This is a genomic window from Methylobacterium sp. 22177 (assembly GCF_052045615.1).
Taxonomy (GTDB): Bacteria; Pseudomonadota; Alphaproteobacteria; order Rhizobiales; family Beijerinckiaceae; genus Methylobacterium; species Methylobacterium radiotolerans.
Genome location: NZ_JBQEPK010000072.1, coordinates 1 through 16306, shown reverse-complemented (window position 1 = coordinate 16306; position 16306 = coordinate 1). Strand labels below are relative to the sequence as shown.

11 protein-coding genes and 1 riboswitch are annotated in these 16306 nt (G+C 65.1%); of the genes, 7 read left to right on the top strand and 4 right to left on the bottom strand.

The genetic code is table 11. The annotated features are described in order from the left end of the window. The 4 genes from ACTJK8_RS30635 to ACTJK8_RS30620 all read right to left on the bottom strand — a co-directional run. Positions 1–749: ABC transporter substrate-binding protein (locus tag ACTJK8_RS30635; RefSeq protein WP_440762925.1), on the bottom strand; the 749-nt coding region annotated here is incomplete at its 3' end. Positions 750–757: 8 nt separating this feature from the next. Next, the gene (locus tag ACTJK8_RS30630) at positions 758–2728 is read right to left on the bottom strand and encodes a TonB-dependent receptor plug domain-containing protein (RefSeq protein WP_440762926.1); all 1971 of its coding nucleotides are present in this window, start codon (positions 2726–2728) and stop codon (positions 758–760) included. A 119-nt stretch (positions 2729–2847) separates the two neighbouring features. Beyond that, positions 2848–3056, bottom strand: a riboswitch (cobalamin riboswitch). A 296-nt stretch (positions 3057–3352) separates the two neighbouring features. Beyond that, positions 3353–4135: a DUF3658 domain-containing protein gene (locus ACTJK8_RS30625; RefSeq protein ID WP_440763062.1), complete on the bottom strand. Its 783-nt coding sequence runs from the start codon at positions 4133–4135 to the stop codon at positions 3353–3355. A gap of 368 nt (positions 4136–4503) precedes the next feature. After that, complete coding sequence (locus ACTJK8_RS30620) at positions 4504–5214, bottom strand: GntR family transcriptional regulator (protein ID WP_063110931.1); 711 nt, start codon at positions 5212–5214, stop codon at positions 4504–4506. Positions 5215–5394: 180 nt separating this feature from the next. Here ACTJK8_RS30620 and ACTJK8_RS30615 point away from each other — a divergent pair, with 180 nt between their 5' ends. The 7 genes from ACTJK8_RS30615 to ACTJK8_RS30585 all read left to right on the top strand — a co-directional run bounded on the left by ACTJK8_RS30615 (position 5395) and on the right by ACTJK8_RS30585 (position 16003). Then, positions 5395–6015, top strand: coding sequence for an RraA family protein (locus ACTJK8_RS30615; RefSeq protein ID WP_063110930.1), 621 nt, complete (start codon positions 5395–5397; stop codon positions 6013–6015). 268 nt (positions 6016–6283) lie between these two features. After that, entirely contained in the window at positions 6284–7612 is a 1329-nt protein-coding gene (locus tag ACTJK8_RS30610; RefSeq protein ID WP_440763061.1) for an MFS transporter, read from the top strand. A 91-nt stretch (positions 7613–7703) separates the two neighbouring features. After that, positions 7704–10892 carry an FAD-binding and (Fe-S)-binding domain-containing protein gene (locus tag ACTJK8_RS30605; protein WP_440763060.1) on the top strand — a complete coding sequence of 1063 codons (3189 nt, stop codon included), beginning with the start codon at positions 7704–7706 and terminating at the stop codon, positions 10890–10892. A gap of 57 nt (positions 10893–10949) precedes the next feature. Then, positions 10950–11849: an NAD(P)-dependent oxidoreductase gene (locus ACTJK8_RS30600; protein WP_063110927.1), complete on the top strand. Its 900-nt coding sequence runs from the start codon at positions 10950–10952 to the stop codon at positions 11847–11849. Positions 11850–12077: 228 nt separating this feature from the next. Continuing rightward, positions 12078–12863, top strand: a complete 786-nt coding sequence (locus tag ACTJK8_RS30595; RefSeq protein WP_440763059.1) for an amidohydrolase family protein — start codon at positions 12078–12080, stop codon at positions 12861–12863. A gap of 865 nt (positions 12864–13728) precedes the next feature. Beyond that, positions 13729–15678 carry a methyl-accepting chemotaxis protein gene (locus ACTJK8_RS30590; RefSeq protein ID WP_012319509.1) on the top strand — a complete coding sequence of 650 codons (1950 nt, stop codon included), beginning with the start codon at positions 13729–13731 and terminating at the stop codon, positions 15676–15678. A 7-nt stretch (positions 15679–15685) separates the two neighbouring features. Further along, positions 15686–16003 (top strand): hypothetical protein, encoded by a 318-nt coding sequence (locus ACTJK8_RS30585; RefSeq protein ID WP_012319510.1) that lies wholly within the window; start codon positions 15686–15688, stop codon positions 16001–16003. The last annotated feature ends 303 nt before the right edge of the window (positions 16004–16306 follow it).

The following is a 16306-nucleotide window of genomic DNA, read 5'->3' as shown; positions in this document are numbered from 1 at the left end:
CGGTTCGGGATGTCGACCGTTCGATGCGCCCGCGCGAGAGCCCGAAAAACCGGATGGTGCAGGAGTGTGTCGGCGAGCGATGGCCAGCCCGGCGCTCCTTCATCGACGACGATCAGGTCCGGGTTCGCCAGCGCCGCCGCTTCGAGGGGCACCTGCCCCAGGCGGTCACGCCCGATCTCGGCCGAGACGTTGACGAGGCCGGCGGCGCGGATCAGCGCGTCCCCGAGCCCGCCGGGTGCCACCGTGAAGGCGTTCGGACGCATCACCAGGGCGCGTAGAGGCCGCTTGGCCGGCAAGATGGCGGCAAGACGCGCATCGAGCGCCGCCACCATCGCCTCGCCCCGTTCGGGATGGCCGAGCGCCGCCGCGACCTGCCGGATCTGCGCACGGACGCCGTCGAGGTCGGCCGGCACGCCGAGTTCGAGCACGGGGGCGCCGACGCGCTTCAACATGCCCACCGTCGTGCGGGTCGTGAACGCACCGGCGATCACAAGGTCGGGCTTCAGGGCTACGACCTCCTCGGTCAGACCCCGCGTCACTGGCAGCCCGACCGCCTCGCTTGCGACCGTCGACCCACGCGGGTCGCGAGCGAGATAGGTGACCGCCAGCACCTGGTCGCGGTCGGCCAGCCGCAGGACGAGCTCGTCGGCACATAAGTTCATCGAGACTACCCGCACGGGTGCCGCCGCTGCACCCATGGGTACGGCGGACAGGATTGCCGTGAGGGCAAGCATGCGGCGCGACGGCATCGGCGACCTCAGAACGACGCCACGCGGACGCCACCGTAGACGGCGAGCCCCGGGCCCTGGAAGCCGGTCGGGTTCTGGTAGCGCTGGTCGAACAGGTTATCGATCCGCCCGAACACCGTCAGGGTCTCGCTCCAGGCGTAGTTGATTGACAGGTTCACCAGCGTGAAGCCGGGGGCCTTCAGGCGGGGCACGGAGAAGTCCCTGTTCCCGTCCACGAACGACCCCAGCACGATGAGCGTGCCGGTCATGGTCAAGCCCGGCATCAGGTTCCAGATCGCGGTCGCGCTGACCTTGTTGCGAGGCCGACGCAGCAGCTCCTGGTGGGCGATCTCGTCCTTCGTCACAGTGGTGGTCCAGTCCAGCCGCCCGCTCCAGGACTCGTTGAAGCGCAGGGCGACAAAGCTCTCGGTGCCGTAGGCGGTCGCCCGACCGACGTTCACGTTGGTGGAGAAGGTCGGGTAGTAGGCCGTCTGGATCAGGTTCTTGAAATCGGTCTGGTAGTAGGTCGCGCCCACGGTCATGAACCCGTCGAACAGCGGCTGCTCGAAGCCGCCGTCGAACCCGAAGCTGTCCTCCGGCCGCAGGTTCGGGTTCCCGAAGAAGCGGAAGCCCGGGTAGTCCTGGTAGAGCTGGCTCAGGGTCGGCGGCTTGAAGCCGGTGCCGACGCTGCCCTTCAGGCGGGTATCGGTGCCGGGCACGATGTAGCTCGGCGCCACCCGAAAGGTGGTCGCGCCGCCGAACTGGTCGTTCGCGTCGTGGCGGATGTTGGCGACCAGCGCGGCTCCCGCGAAGGGCGTCGTCTGAAGCTCGGCGAAGCCGGCGGTGTTGCCGTTGGACCGGTCGATGCCGGTCGTCTCGAAGCGCTCGTCCTCGCGCTGGGCCCCGAACAGGACGAGGTTGCCGGGTGAGACCTGCCAGTCGCCGCGGTAGTCGAACCGGGTCCGCTCACCGAGGTAGGTGGTGGGCGTCGGCGGCGCGAGCGGGTCGAGCGGGCCGGCGAACAGGCGGTCGAACTTCGAGTAGTTCGCCCCGAAGACGTTGTGGAAGCCCGGCACCGGCGTCCACTCGGCCTCGCCCCTCATGATCAGTTGCTGCTGGTCGTTGAGGTTCCGGTACGGCAGCGGCACGTACGGAAAACCGCCGTCGGCCTGGTCGAGATAGGCGCTGTCGGAGAAGCGCAGCACGTAGTTGAATCGGAATTCGTCGGTGAGTTGCGCCCCGAGCTTGGTCGAGACCGTCTTGATGTCGGTGAAGGCGGTCCGCAACGGCACCCCGCGAGGCAGCAATTCGAACGGCGTGACCTGGACGGCGGATTGCCGGATGTGGCCGACCGACACCGAGTAGTCGAAGATCCCCTCCGAGCCGGAGATGTTGCCGAACTGGTTGAAGGTGCCGAACGAGCCGCCCTCGACGGTCGCCGTCGCCCGAGCCGGCCCTTCGCCGCGCTTGGTGACGACGGAGATGACGCCGCCGATGGCGTCGGCCCCGTAGAGGCCGCTTTGGGGCCCGCGCAGCACCTCGATCCGCGAGAGGTCGTAGGTCTGGAGCTGGCTGAAGTCGAAGGCGCGGTTCGGGGTCGAGGGGTCGTTGACGTCGATGCCGTCGATCTGGACCTTCACGTGGTTCGAGTTGGTGCCCCGGATGAAGACCGAGGTTTGGCCGCCGGCGCCGCCGGTCTGCACGACGTTGAGGCCCGGCACCTGCTGCAGAGCATCCGGCGCCGTCCGGCGCTGCTGCTCCTGAAGCAGGCGGTCGGTGAGCACGGTGACACTCGATCCTGTGTTGGCAATTGGCGTCGGCACGCCGGTAGCCGACACGGAGATCTCGGACAGGGAGACCGCAGCTTGCGCGCCTCCCTGGGCATCGGCGAAGGGCGCGGCGACCTGCTGCGCGCGGGCGGGAATGGAGACGAGCAGCGCGGATGCGGCGCAGGACAGCGCCAGCGTGCGCCGGAGCGCGGAGGAAACGGGACTGGACACGGGACGGCCTCGGGGGACGGCTGTGGCACGTCACCGCGAACGAGGCCTCGGCGGTCGCGTCCTCCAAGGAACCACGGCGCCGCGACACCTCCCAGGACACCCCGCCCGGCAAGCTCCGCGTGTGACCACGGCTGACGGCAGGTCTCCTGGCTCGCGGGTCGTTGCCCTCTCATCGTCTTCCCGGGCGAGGCCGCCCAGTGACGTCGTGATGAAGGACTCGCCGCTTACAGTTGCGGGGGCAGCCGAGGCATCGGCCGAGCCCTCACGGGCGTGACCTCACCGCGTTCCCTTTTGATCCCCGAGGGGAACCGTCACTGCTCAGCTACAGCCTCACGAACTCGAGAGTCAACGCGAGCATCGGAATAGCGCCGCGGTGACGCCGGCTTCGGCGTTTGGCCAGCTCCTGCAATGGGTCGAACGACCGCTCTTTGGGTTTGATGCTTCAAAGCCGACTAGCCGGAAACCACCCAACCCAGCCGTCCGGACCGCCCAACGGAGCTTCCCAGAAGCGGACACTTGTCGGCCGCTCGGCAAATTCGGTTCGGGATGGAAAGCGCCTGGGGCGTCCTACCCGCAATTCAAACGTCGAATGGCCAGCGCACGCATGCGCTTCTCATGCCTTGATCAGTCAGCCGCCGGCAGCCTTATGCGAGAAGACCGGTTCCAGGGATCACCTTCAGCAAGGAGCCGACCTTGCTCGACAAGGGCAACGAGGCGCATCTGCAACATCAAGTCGCCAACTTGCCTATATGGCTCGGAACTTTCTCCAAAGGCTTCATGGATGATGCTCGCGACCGATTTCCATTCTGAAGTCGCTTGCGCCTCGATAATCGGATCAAAGTGGTCAATCGTCGTTGAAACTAGCCTTGCTTCTTTGATGATCCGGAACGGCGCATTCTCAGACTGAAGGTACTGCCATAGCTTTCGGTTTTCATGTCTCTCTTCCACGGTCATTGGCACTTGTTGACCGAGGAGCGATCTCATGGCATCCGCGCCCATTATCGAGACTGATTGGGGTTGGTACACTATCGTTGAACCGTCCCGCATTTTCGAGGAGACCTGCCGCCCCGTCACGTCGATGATATAGAAAGGGCGCTCTCCAAGCCAAGCATTCAACGCGATGAAAAAGCAATATTCAGAAGCGGTATGCCGACTGAACCAGACGATCGGGTAGCCGTCTGTCGTGGCCACACGCTCCCAGAACTGATCGACTTCATTCTCCGTTTCAGGGCCACCATACCACTGCCTCCACCATGCTGCCCGCGTAGCAGGATCAAGCGGGTGGATAGGCCCACAACTGAGATCGTCCCGAAAATTGAGCACCTCAATGTCCTGACCTGCGTTGCGCAGCGCCTGAACGAGGCTACCACCGGCTGTATCACTGGGGGTGATGTGGAAGATGCCCATACCAGCAAGTTAACATGATTTGCCCCCGGCATAAACCGCGCTGATATTGTCGATTATCTGCGCTAGAATAGAGGCTTATTGCTCAGTTGGCTTCGTCCGCAAAGGGGCCGGAGCTGGCGAGGAGGTAGCGTCCGCTTTCTTACGTTGATGCCCGAACGCAGACCGGCGAAAAACCACCCTGAGCCGCCATTCCGGTGGCGACCCAACCCGGACGCTCAGATCAATTTTATAGCTTCCCCAAAGCAGACCTTACGGGATGTCTATCCCGTACTGAACGTTGGCAGGATGTCGTCCGCTATCCGCACGATAGTTATCCCGCCTTCGATCATGGCAAACTTGGCGCCCGACAGGGCGCCGTCTCGGAATACCTACGCCACGGCTTCGGGGCGCGGGTCGAAGCTCCTGACCGTTCCTGGTTCTTTTACGGATTGTCGCCAAGCAACTCTGTGGTGTTGAACACGGGCCTGCGACATCTTCAGGTGAAGCTGCATCGCCCGCCGCCCTAACTCCGCGTCCTGAAGGCGCGCGGCCATGACGATGTCCTCGTGATGGTGAAGGCTCTGTAGGAGTTCCGCCGGCGTGTAGAGGTAGAAGGACCGGATCACCACGGGCATGTCGATCATCGGTTCCAGGATCATGCGGAGCCGAGGAGAACCAGCGAAGGCTAGGAGCGTGCGGTGGAAATCCCGGTTGATAGCCTGGATGGCGGTGACGGCAGCGTCGCCACCCGCAGCGATTGCAGCCGCCATCTTTCGATTGCAGTCCTCCAGTTGCTCCACCAGTGCACTGCCGCCGCGCGCCACGGCCAGCTCGGTCGCGTGGGCTTCGAGCAGGATCCGTAGTCGAAAGGTCTCCTCGACATCGGCGTCGCCCCATTCGGCCACGCGGATGCCTTGCCCAGCATCCGTCGTCGCCAAGCCATCCTCGACGAGCCTGCGAAGAGCTGCTCGGATCGGGCTCCGGCTGAGCTTGAATTCTTTCGCAAGGGGCTCTTCGCGGAGATGAAAGCCCGGCGCGTAGTGACCGCTGACCACCCTGAGACGTAGCGCGTCGTACGCGCGGTCCTGTCCCTCCGCCATGTGTGATCGTCCCTCCGGTCTGAGGCGCGAGCTTAGCGAACCACAGGAGCCATCGGCAAGCCGGGTCAGCATAATGTACGAAAAATGTACGCATTAGGAATGGGATCGCCCTGAACACCGGCCGGCTGTTGCTCAGAATGTATTTTTATTGTACGTATTGAGAATCAGCGGGAGGAGCCAATGCAGGACGGAGAGCATGCAGCCGGGATAAGCCCGGCGCAGATGTTTGCGGGCGTGGCGACGGCCGTGATCAGCGACAACTTGGAGCGGCTGCCCGGAGCTATCGGCCTGCGCCCGTTCCACAGGGGTGGCCCCATGGTCGGACCGGCCTTCACCGTCAGAACCGCGGCGGGCGACAATCGCGCGATCCATCAAGCCCTCGACGCGTTCCGGCCTGGGGATGTCCTGGTAATCGACGGGGGCGGCGACACGAGCCGGGCTCTAGTCGGCGAGATCATGGCCGAAATCGCGGAACGACGGGGCGCAGCGGGTCTAGTCATCGACGGTGCGATCCGCGACGCGGGCACCCTGGCACGCTCGGACTTCCCGGTCTTTGCCCGCGCAGCGATCCACCGCGGTCCCTACAAGAACGGTCCCGGTCAAATGGGTGTGCCGGTTGCGGTCGGAGGGATGATCGTCCAACCAGGGGATATCGTCGTGGGCGATGAGGATGGCGTGGTGGCATTTCCGCCCGCCGTCGCTGAGGAACTGCTTCGCGCCGTGAGGCAGCAGGAGGCTAAAGAAGAGGCGATCCTCCAAAGCGTGCGCGACGGGACCTACAAGGGCGCCTACGCCAAGTAGGTCCGCCTAAGAGCCCCAACATTGAAGCCGATCACGCGCTGGATCCATTTCTGTTCGGCAGAAAGACTGATTGCTTCTGAATTGGAGCGATCAAAATACCTACGACTAAGCTCGTCTAAAATCTCATCGCCTCGCAGCGAACAACAGATCCCATTCGAAGGATCCCGAGCACAGTCAACGTGCTCGAACGATGCGTGGTGCCCTTACGGAGGAAACGGATATGGCCAGAGGCGCAGCCACTGCGGGAGCGGTTCCCGTGACGGAGCGGATGACCCGATATCGCTGGGTCGTCATGGGGCTCATCTTCATCGTCTACACCCTGGCCGCGGCAGACCGCGCCAACATCGGCATCGTGCTCCCCTTCGTGAAGAAGGAGTTTTCGATGACCAATACGGAGGCCGGCGCGGTCGTCAGCCTGTTCTTCGTCGGTTACGCGGTGATGCAGATCCCCGCTGGTTTCCTCGTCAAGAAACTCGGCACGCGGATCGTCTTCCCGATCTTCATGATTTTGACTTCGTTGTTCACGGGCCTCCTGGGCACGACGGGCTCGGCTCTTGCGATGAAGCTCAACCGTCTCGCCCTCGGCATCGCCGAGGCGCCCCTGCCGGTCACCATGCTCTCGACCATGAACCGGTGGTTCCCGACCCAGGAAAAAGGCACCGCGGTCGGCCTCTTCCTCGCGGCCGCCAAGTTCGGTCCCGTCATCGTACCGCCGCTCGGCGCGCTGATCATCGCCACCCTCGGCTGGCAGTACGTCTTCTTCATCTGCGCGCTGCCGGGGTTGGTCTTTGCCGTGCTCTGGTATCTCCTCGTGGTGGACGAGCCGGCGCGCAGCCGCTTCGTGTCGCCGGCCGAGGCAGCCCATATCGGTAGCGGCCTCCCGGCCACACCCACCAACCGGACGCCTACGGTGGCCCCGACGTCGCCTGGCACGCCGCGCTTCACTCGCCTCGACCGCATCATCCGGGGTCGGTCAGTTCGACCCATCGCCACGGCGAAGGAGACATTCGCGTCCGGCAACATCTGGGGGCTGGCCATCGGCTACCTGATGATGACCGGCATCATCAACGTCATCCTCGCCTGGCTCCCGACCTACCTGACCAACGTCAAGCAGTTCTCGCTGATGAACGTCGGGTTCGTCGCCTCGGCCCCGTTCATCGGCGGCGTGCTCGGCAACATCATGGGGGGCCTGTTCTCCGACCGGGTCGTTGGCAAAAGGCGCAAGCCGACAATCCTGATCAGCACGGTCTCGACCGTGTTCATGATGTACGCGCTCATCCACGCGCCGAACGAGCCGGTGACGCTCGCGTTCCTGCTGTTCCTCACCGGCTTCCTGCTGAACGTGGGCTACTCCTCCTTCACAGTCTATCCGGCCGGTCTGACGACGAAGGACGCCTATCCGCTGGCCGTATCAGTGGTGAACACCGGCGGACAGGCCGGAGGCGCGCTGTTCCCCTTCGTGACCGGGCTGCTCCTCGACGCCTACAGCTGGGATGCCGTCTTCCTGTTCCTCGGCGCCTCGTCGCTCCTGGCGCTGGCGGTGATGCTGCTGGTCGTCGAGCCGGTCGAGCGCGACGCCAAGGTCACGACCCCCTAGGCATCGGCCATCGCAGGCCGGCACCGCCGTCCCCGCGGCGGTGCCGGCCCTGGCCCATCCCTCTCGGCATGCACCTTCGCACGAGCACGCTATGATCCCCGCCCTGACCGATCTGCCGGCCCCTGCGCCCCTCTACGCCGCCTTCCTCGCGGAGCTGCGGATCCGCGGTTTCGCGGGCGAGCTCTCCGGCGGCGGCGCGGACCGGACCGTGCTGTCCACCGACAACTCGATCTATCAGGTCCAACCGGCGGCCGTGGCCTTCCCCCGGGACCGCGACGACCTCGTGCGCATCGGCAAGCTCCTCGACGAGCCGCGCTTCGCCGCGGTGCAGGTCTCGGCGCGCGGCGGCGGCACGGGCACCAACGGCCAGTCGCTCTCGGGCGGCCTGCTGGTCGACGTCTCGCGGCACATGAACCGCATCCTGGAGATCGACCCGGAGCAGCGCACCGTGCGCGTCGAGCCGGGCGTGGTGAAGGATCAGCTCAATGCGGCTCTGAAGCCGTACGGCCTGTTCTTCGCGCCGGAACTCTCGACCTCCAACCGCGCCACCATCGGCGGGATGATCTCCACCGACGCCTGCGGCCAGGGCTCCTGCCTCTACGGCAAGACCCGGGATCACGTGCGCGCGCTGACGATGGTTCTGAGCGACGGAACCGTCTGGGGGTCGGCGCCCTTCGCGGCGAACGACCTCGCCGCCGTGGCAGCTCGGACGGACCGCGTCGGCGAGATCCATCGGGTCGTGGACGACGTCGTCACGACTGATGCCGCCCTGATCGCAGAACGCTTCCCCAAGCTCAACCGCTGCCTCACCGGCTACGATCTTGCCCATGTGCGCGACGATCAGGGTCGGTTCGACCTCAACGCGGTGCTGTGCGGCTCGGAAGGCACCCTCGGCCTGATCGCCGAGGCCGAGCTGTCCGTGCTGCCGATCCCGCGCCACGCCGCCCTCGTCAACGTCCGCTACGACAGCTTCGACGCGGCCCTCCGGGATGCTCGCGCGCTCGTCACCCTTGGCGCGGCCTCCATCGAGACCGTGGACTCGCGCGTCTTGGCCCTCGCCCGCGGGGACATCGTCTGGCCCGAGGTCAGCGCCTACTTCCCCGACGACCCCGAGGGCCCGGCCGAGGGCGTCAACCTGGTTGAGCTGCTGGCCGATACCGGGGCGGACCTCGACGCGCGGCTCGCCGCCGTCACCGACAGGCTGGCCCGTGACGGCCGGACCGGGGGCCGCCGCGGCTTCACCGTGGCGCGCGAGTCCGTGGTCGATCCGGCGTCGCAGCAGCAGGATGCGGTTCGCGCCTTCGGAGCGTGCGCCCAGGGCAGCCAGCGCCTCGCCGAGGACGGCGACGAGGCCGAGGGAGACGGCGTGCGGGTAGCTCCGCCGGAGGCGACCGACGCGGTCACCCTGATCTGGGGCATGCGCAAGAAAGCGGTCGGCCTGCTCGGCAACATGCAGGGCGACGCGCGGCCGATCCCGTTTGTCGAGGACACCGCCGTCCCGCCCGAGAACCTCGCCGATTACATCGCCGAGTTCCGCGCCGCCCTCGACCGGCGCGGTCTCGTCTACGGCATGTTCGGTCACGTCGATGCCGGTGTGCTGCACGTGCGGCCCGCCATTGACATGAAGGCAGAGGGGGCTGAGGCGCTGGTCCGGGAGATCACCGAGGAGGTCGTCGCCCTGACCCGGAAATACGGAGGGGTGCTCTGGGGCGAGCATGGCAAGGGCGTGCGCTCCGAGTTCTCGCCGCAGGTGTTCGGGCCGCTCTACCCCGCCCTGCAACGGATCAAGCTCGCCTTCGACCCGCGCAACCAGTTCAATCCCGGCAAGATCGCAGCCCCGGAAGGCGCAAAACTCCTCACCGTCGACGGGGTGCCGACCAAGGGCGGGTTCGACCGGACCATCCCGGCCGCGGTGCGGGCAGGGTTCGACGAGGCCTTGCACTGCAACGGCAACGGGGCCTGCTACAACTACGACCCGGACGACGCGATGTGTCCGTCCTGGAAGGGCACGCGCGAGCGGCGACACTCCCCGAAGGGCCGGGCGCAGCTGATGCGCGAGTGGCTGCGGCGGCTGGCCGCCGAGGGGGTCGACCCTCTCGACGAGAGCCTGCATCAGCGGCGCAGCCGAGGCTGGCTCGCGTTCCCGGCTAGGCTACGGGCCAGCCTGTCGCGAGAGCCGGACTTCTCGCACGCCGTTAAGGAGGCGATGGACGGCTGCCTGGCGTGCAAGTCCTGCGTCGGCCAATGCCCGATCAAGGTCGACGTGCCGACCTTCCGGGCGAAGTTCCTCGAACTCTATCACGGCCGCTACCTGCGTCGCCCGCGCGACCACGTCGTCGGACTGATCGAACGGCTCCTCCCGCTCGCCGCCCGCGCACCCCGTCTCGCCAACGCCTCAACCGGCTCTCGCGTCGGGACCTGGCTGGCTCATGCGTTCGGCCTGACCGCCATGCCGGCCTTGTCCGGCCTCGATATGATCACGGAGGCTCGGCGCCGAGGTGTCGAGGTGGCGAGCCCGGAAGCCCTCCGTGCGCTTTCGCGGAAGGAGCACGCGCGCAGCGTGGTGGTGGTCCAGGACGCGTTCACCACCCACTACGAGACGCCGTTGGTCCTAGCGCTGCTCGACCTGCTGAGTCGGCTCGGCTTCCGGCCATGGCTGGCCTCCTTCCTGCCCAATGGCAAGCCCCTGCACGTCCACGGCTTCCTGGGTGCCTTCGAACGCCAAGCCCATCGCAATGCCGCGATGCTGCGGTCCCTGGCCGAGACCGGGGTGGACCTCGTCGGCCTCGATCCGTCGATGACCCTGACCTACCGGGCCGAGTATGTCGGTGCGCTCGGCGTCGACGGGGCACCGCGGGTCCGGCTCGTTCAAGAATGGTTGGCCCGGCACCTTGAGCGACGGCCGGCGGCGGGCATGCCGACTGAGTTCCAACTGCTGCCCCATTGCACCGAGCGGACCACCGCGACCGCCGCCCTGCGCGACTGGCAGGCGGTGTTCACCCGTCTGGGCCACCGTCTCACCATCCTGCCGTCGGGCTGTTGCGGCATGGCCGGGACCTACGGCCACGAGAGCGAGCACCGGGCGATGTCGGAACACATCTACGGGCTCAGCTGGGCCGGCCATGTCGGCCGAGCCGGCACATCCGGCCGCTTGCTGGCCGATGGGTACTCCTGCCGGTCGCAGGTCAAGCTGATCGACGGCGTTCGGTTGGCTCATCCAGTCGAGGCCCTGCTCGACATCCTGACGATCGCCGAAATCCCCGACCGCGCAGCTGCCTGACGGGCCACGCGGTCTTGAGAACACAAGCAAAGCATCGATGAGAGGGAGGACAGAGCGATGACGACGCAAAAACAATTCCGGCTTGGCCTCGTCGGCTACGGCGAGATTGGAAGCACACTGGGGCGTGGTCTGCGTGATGCTGGCCTGCAACAGGTCACGGCCTACGACAAGTACGCCTTCGACGGCCCCTACGCCGACTTGATCCAGCGGCGGGCACAGGACGCCGGTGTATCCCTCGTTCGCTCAAATCAGGAACTGGCGGATGCGGCCGACCTGATCGTCAGCGTCACGCCGGGCTCGGCCTCGCTCGACAGCGCCGCGGCCTTTGTCGGCTGTCTCAGCGACCGGCACACCTTCATCGACTTCGCTTCGGCCACACCCAAGATCAAGGTCGGCGTCGCTGAGCAGCTGGCCGACAGCGGCGCGCTCCTGGGCGACGGCTCCATCGAGGGCACGCCGAAGAACGGCTACGCCATGCCCATCCTCGTCAGCGGCGCGGCCGGCGAGCGCGTGCGCGACTTCCTCAACCCCTTCGGCATGAACGTGACCTTCGTCGGCGAAAAGCTCGGCACCGCGTCGGGCATCAAGATCCTGCGCTCGGTCCTGATCAAGGGCATCGAGGCGCTGACCGACGAGATGCTGCTCGCCGCCCGACATTATGGGGTGGACGAGATCGTGCTGGCGTCTGCGTGCAAGACGCTGGCCCGACCCTGGATGGACACCGTCGAGGCGCTGATCCCGTCCGGCGTGATCCACGCCAAGCGCCGCGCCGAGGAATTGGAGATGTCCGCCGAGGCTGTAGCGGATGCCGGCGTCGATCCGGTGATGGCCCGCGCCGTCGTAACCCGCCTGCGCTGGAAGGACAGCCTGGGGCTCAAGGAAAAGCTCAACGGCATCGAGCCGCCGGATTACCGGGCAGCCATCGACGCAATCCAGGCTGGCGTCGTCGCTCAGTAGCTGTCCTGCCGCACGCGACCCATCCGTAACCAATCGAAGTCAAGGAACGCGACCATGTCCTCATCCTCTAGGGTCCATGTCAGCCGCCGTGACTTGCTCAAGTTTGGGGTCGGCTTGGCGCTCAGCGCGTCGATCCCAAAAGCCACCTCGGCCGCCGAGCCTTACCCGTACTCGGCGGGCTCCGAACCCCCGCGCACCCCGGTAATCGCCGGTGCCACCGACTGTCACATGCACTTCTTCGACAAGCGGGTGGCCACCGTTCCAGGCGCTCCCGTGCTGCACCCGGATGCGTTCCCCAACGACTACCGGAAGATCCAGCGCCGGCTGGGACTTCAGCGGAACGTCGTCGTCACGCCCTCGGCTTACGGTACGAACAACCAAGTCACGCTGTCCGGCATAGCCGAGATGGGCTCCAATGCACGTGGCGTCGCTGTCGTCGATACCTCTGTCACCGATGCGGAACTGCAGCGCCTGCATGGGCTCGGGATTCGAGGCATCCGCTTCAATCTCGTTCAGGCCGGCGCGACATCTCTCGAAATGGCGGAGCCGCTCGCCGCGCGCATCAAGCCGTTCGGCTGGCATATCCAGTTCCATATGCCCGGTCGGGCGATGGTGGAGGCCGAGTCTCTCCTTGCGAGGCTTCCCGTACGGATCGCCTTCGACCACATGGGCCGCGTTGCCCAGCCCGGCGGCGTCGAGGATCCGAGCTTCGTTACGCTGTCGCGTCTCCTCGGCCGCGGCAACACGTGGGTCAAGCTGTCCGGTCCCTACCTGAATACCCGACAGGGCGGCCCGGAATACCCCGACGCGTCCGCCGTGGCGCGGGAATTGGCGCGGATCGCGCCCGAGCGGATGGTCTGGGGCAGCGACTGGCCCCACGCGACCGAGACGACCAAGCCCGACGACGCACAACTATTCGATCTCCTCAGCGCGTGGGCGCCGGATGAGGGCGTGCGCAGGCGCATTCTCGTTCAGAACCCGGCTGAGCTGTACGACTTCCCCAGTGTGCCGTAGCTGCGCATGCAAGCGATGCCACGCGCCCCCATGGATCAACTTGTCGATGGCGAGGACGTCGAGCGTCCACTCACGGCGGACGAACGCACGGTGTTGGCTGTCCTGGATGACGAATTCATGAGTGCGTCGGTGATCAAGATCCGGTCCGGCCGCCCCAGTTCAGACCCCATCGACGACATTTGCGCCGTCTGCAGGGAGCTTGCGCGCCGGGGATTGGCCGAGCATTCCGGTTCGGGACGACGCTCCAAGAACCGTTGGCGACGCGCCCCGATCTCAGTCACAACGAGCATATCCTATTAAATTATTCGGCCAATCGCCTCGATCAAATAGATAAGTTTTTTTTAGCTGCGGATTTTCACGGAGCCCATGCTTCCTGGAGAATTTCTACAGATTTGAGAAATTTCGTTCTTATGGGGCCGTGGTCATCAGCGATCATGCTGATTGGAGTCCCGACCTGTCGAGCGCCAGACGTCCGCTTAGTGATTTTGTTTTCAGAAAGCGGACCAGCAGCTTTCCACCCCGAGCCGCCGTTCCGATAGCGACCCAAAAACGACCTTCGGCCGGCCACCAAGTTCGCTCGTAAGCGGACGTCAATCGAGCCTTCGGTCAGGCGCCTAAGCCGTCGGCCACGACCGCGAGGCGTATCTAACCAAAAGTTGTCATGATCCTCCATAGAAAGCTGTTCGGATTGAGGGTTTTCCGAGGCCGGTCAGCGCGTCATCAGGCAACCAGAAATAGTCGAGCTGCCGCTAACTAAATAATAGGAATAGAAGACGAAAGTGTAAAAAGCTAGGCTTTTGCCCTCGGAGCTCAGATCGTGCAATTTGGTATTCGCTCTCGACTTTACGCGGGCTTCAGCGGCTTGATGGTCGTCGTCGCAGCTCTCGGTGGGGTTGCGCATTATCAGCTCGGCCGTGTCACCGACCAGTACGAAGAGCGCGGCAGATATGAGGCCATTGCCCGCAATGTCTATACGGTGAATATCCTCGCCGCTCAGCTCAAGGGCGATGCAGAAAATTACCGGCTCGCGCCCAAGCCGGAGCAGGTCGCGCCTATGGAAGCCGCCCGGCATGAGATCGAGGAAGCCGGGTCTAAATTGGCGAGGAGTGCTATCTCGGAAGAGCGCCGTAAGATTTACTTGGGCATCAATGAGGATGCTCGAGCGATGAAGCCCGAGTTGGAGCGTCTGGCAGCCGCCGGCGTGACCCTGAAGGAAGCCAAGGACAAGCTTTTCACGGGCGGTGACGACCTCACCCGTGCGACCGCGACGTTGGTCTCCGATGTGCGCTCACAAGCCGATGAGGCGACGCTCAGCCGGGCTCAGACCGTCGAGAGCGCCATGCTGCTCGTCCGCGTCGCTAACTGGCGCTTCCTGGCGACGTTCGATCCGAAGGGACCGGCAACGTTCGCCACGAACGTCGAGAAGGCTGAGAAGGCCATGAAGGCCCTCAGGAATGCCGATGGCAGCGCGCCATTCCAGACGCAGATGAAGGCGGTCGATGTCGCACTCGCTGCCTACGCGACCAACTTCCGTGCCACGGTTGCGGCAATGGCGACTTCAAACAAGGCCTTCGACACTGGCATCAAGCCGCATACGGATGCCATCGACCAAGCCGCCATTGGCGTGCGTGGCATGATCAAACTCGCGGTCGAGGAGATCACCGATGCCACCGCAGCATCGGTTGCGGGTGCCCGACTCATCCAGATGAGCCTCCTCGGGTTGGCTCTGATCATCGGCGGCGTCCTAGCCTTCCTCCTGGCCCGCAGCATCATCAGACCAATCGCCGGTATGACCATGGCCATGAAGCGTCTGGCCGCCGGCGACAATGCCGTGGATGTGCCCTCGCGCGCGGCCACCGACGAGATGGGTGAGATGGCACAGGCCGTCGAGGTGTTCCGCCAGAACGCCATCGCGCGGGCCGAACTGGAGGCCGCACAGGTCGCCGAGCAGTCGGCGCGGCAGCGCCGGGCCGATCGCGTTGACGCCCTGATCAAGTCCTTCCAGCAGAAGGTTGCGAGCTCCCTGGAGATCGTCACCTCGGCTGCAACCGAGCTCGATGCCACTGCCCGCTCGATGACCCAGGTCGCCGATAACACCAACAGCCAAGCCGTGGCCTCAAGCGCGGCCGCGGAGGAGACCTCGGTCAACGTGCAGACGGTGGCGGCCGCCGCCGAGGAGATGGTTTCCTCGCTTCAGGAGATCGAGCGACAGGTGGTTCGCTCCAACGAGGTCGCCGCCAGCGCGGCGCACGAGGCGGAAGCAACTGGCGCGGCGATGGCCGATTTGGGGGCGGCAGCAGAGCAGATCGGCGCAGCCGTGACGACGATTTCGTCGATCGCAGGTCAGACCAACCTTCTGGCGCTGAACGCCACGATCGAGGCCGCGCGTGCGGGGGACGCGGGGCGCGGCTTCGCAGTCGTCGCCGCCGAGGTCAAGGAGTTGGCCGGCCAGACGGCGCGTGCGACCGAGGAGATCGGTGGTCAGATCGCCGCGATCCAGGGCGCGACTTGCCGTGCGACGGAGGCCATCCAGGGGATTGGCCGGACGATCGCATCAATCAACGAGATCGCCGGCATGATCGCCTCGACTGTGGTCGAGCAGACGGCAGCGACGGGTGAGATCTCGCGCAACGCCAGCGAAGCGGCGCGCGGCACGCAGGACGTATCGGCCAACGTCGCGCGTGTTCTGACCTCGACGGGTGAGACCGGCAGCGCAGCGACACAAGTGCTGAGCGCGGCGGCCGAACTCGCCACACAATCGCTGAGCGTCAAGCAGGAGGTCGATGCCTTCCTTCTCGACATCCAGGCGGCGTGAGGCGTCGATGGCAGATATCTACGTCTTGCCGAGCATCCTGGACCAGAACGGAGTCCAGCACCTCGTCGCTGCCCTGAAGGCTGAGATGACATCGGGACGCGATCTCGGTCCGCGCGGTCCCCAGATGCAGGCCATTGGTCATTCACTCGAACAGTCGAGCCTTCAGCTTCGCCGTGAGTTAGAAAGCTTCGTGCTCGAACCCCTTGCTAGCAATCCAAATTTGACGAAGGCCTATTCCGACATGATGGTCTTGCGAGAGGAGTTGCTGCAGCTCGCTGAGGCCTTCGCAGAGCTCGGTTTGGTAGCGAAGGCATACGCAGCCTAAGTCCCCCATTGCCTGCATGTCGCACCAATTAAGCCCGCCCGGATCGCCGTGGCGGGTTTTCTCTATCCGGAATAGCTCTGGGGTTGCCGTAGATGTTTACCCTCCTGGCACTACAATATAACCAGTGGCGCTTGAGCTAGCAAACGGATCGATGCGGGCGGAATCTTTTGATCAATGCGGCAAATACTATATTTCGCGTCATTATATCAGGGCTTTATCCTGCTCGGGTTCATGAGCGGGTGCTGTAGCTATGTCAGCTTTGATGCCTTTCTCCTCAGGAGCGGACGGGCAGCAAACCACCCA

Coding starts and splice junctions, on each gene's coding strand:
- ACTJK8_RS30625 (WP_440763062.1), bottom strand. CDS start 4,135: ATGGGCATCTTCCACATCACCCCCAGTGATACAGCCGGTGGTAGCCTC.
- ACTJK8_RS30620 (WP_063110931.1), bottom strand. CDS start 5,214: ATGGCGGAGGGACAGGACCGCGCGTACGACGCGCTACGTCTCAGGGTG.
- ACTJK8_RS30615 (WP_063110930.1), top strand. CDS start 5,395: ATGCAGGACGGAGAGCATGCAGCCGGGATAAGCCCGGCGCAGATGTTT.
- ACTJK8_RS30610 (WP_440763061.1), top strand. CDS start 6,284: ATGACCCGATATCGCTGGGTCGTCATGGGGCTCATCTTCATCGTCTAC.
- ACTJK8_RS30605 (WP_440763060.1), top strand. CDS start 7,704: ATGATCCCCGCCCTGACCGATCTGCCGGCCCCTGCGCCCCTCTACGCC.
- ACTJK8_RS30600 (WP_063110927.1), top strand. CDS start 10,950: ATGACGACGCAAAAACAATTCCGGCTTGGCCTCGTCGGCTACGGCGAG.
- ACTJK8_RS30595 (WP_440763059.1), top strand. CDS start 12,078: ATGCACTTCTTCGACAAGCGGGTGGCCACCGTTCCAGGCGCTCCCGTG.
- ACTJK8_RS30590 (WP_012319509.1), top strand. CDS start 13,729: ATGGTCGTCGTCGCAGCTCTCGGTGGGGTTGCGCATTATCAGCTCGGC.
- ACTJK8_RS30585 (WP_012319510.1), top strand. CDS start 15,686: ATGGCAGATATCTACGTCTTGCCGAGCATCCTGGACCAGAACGGAGTC.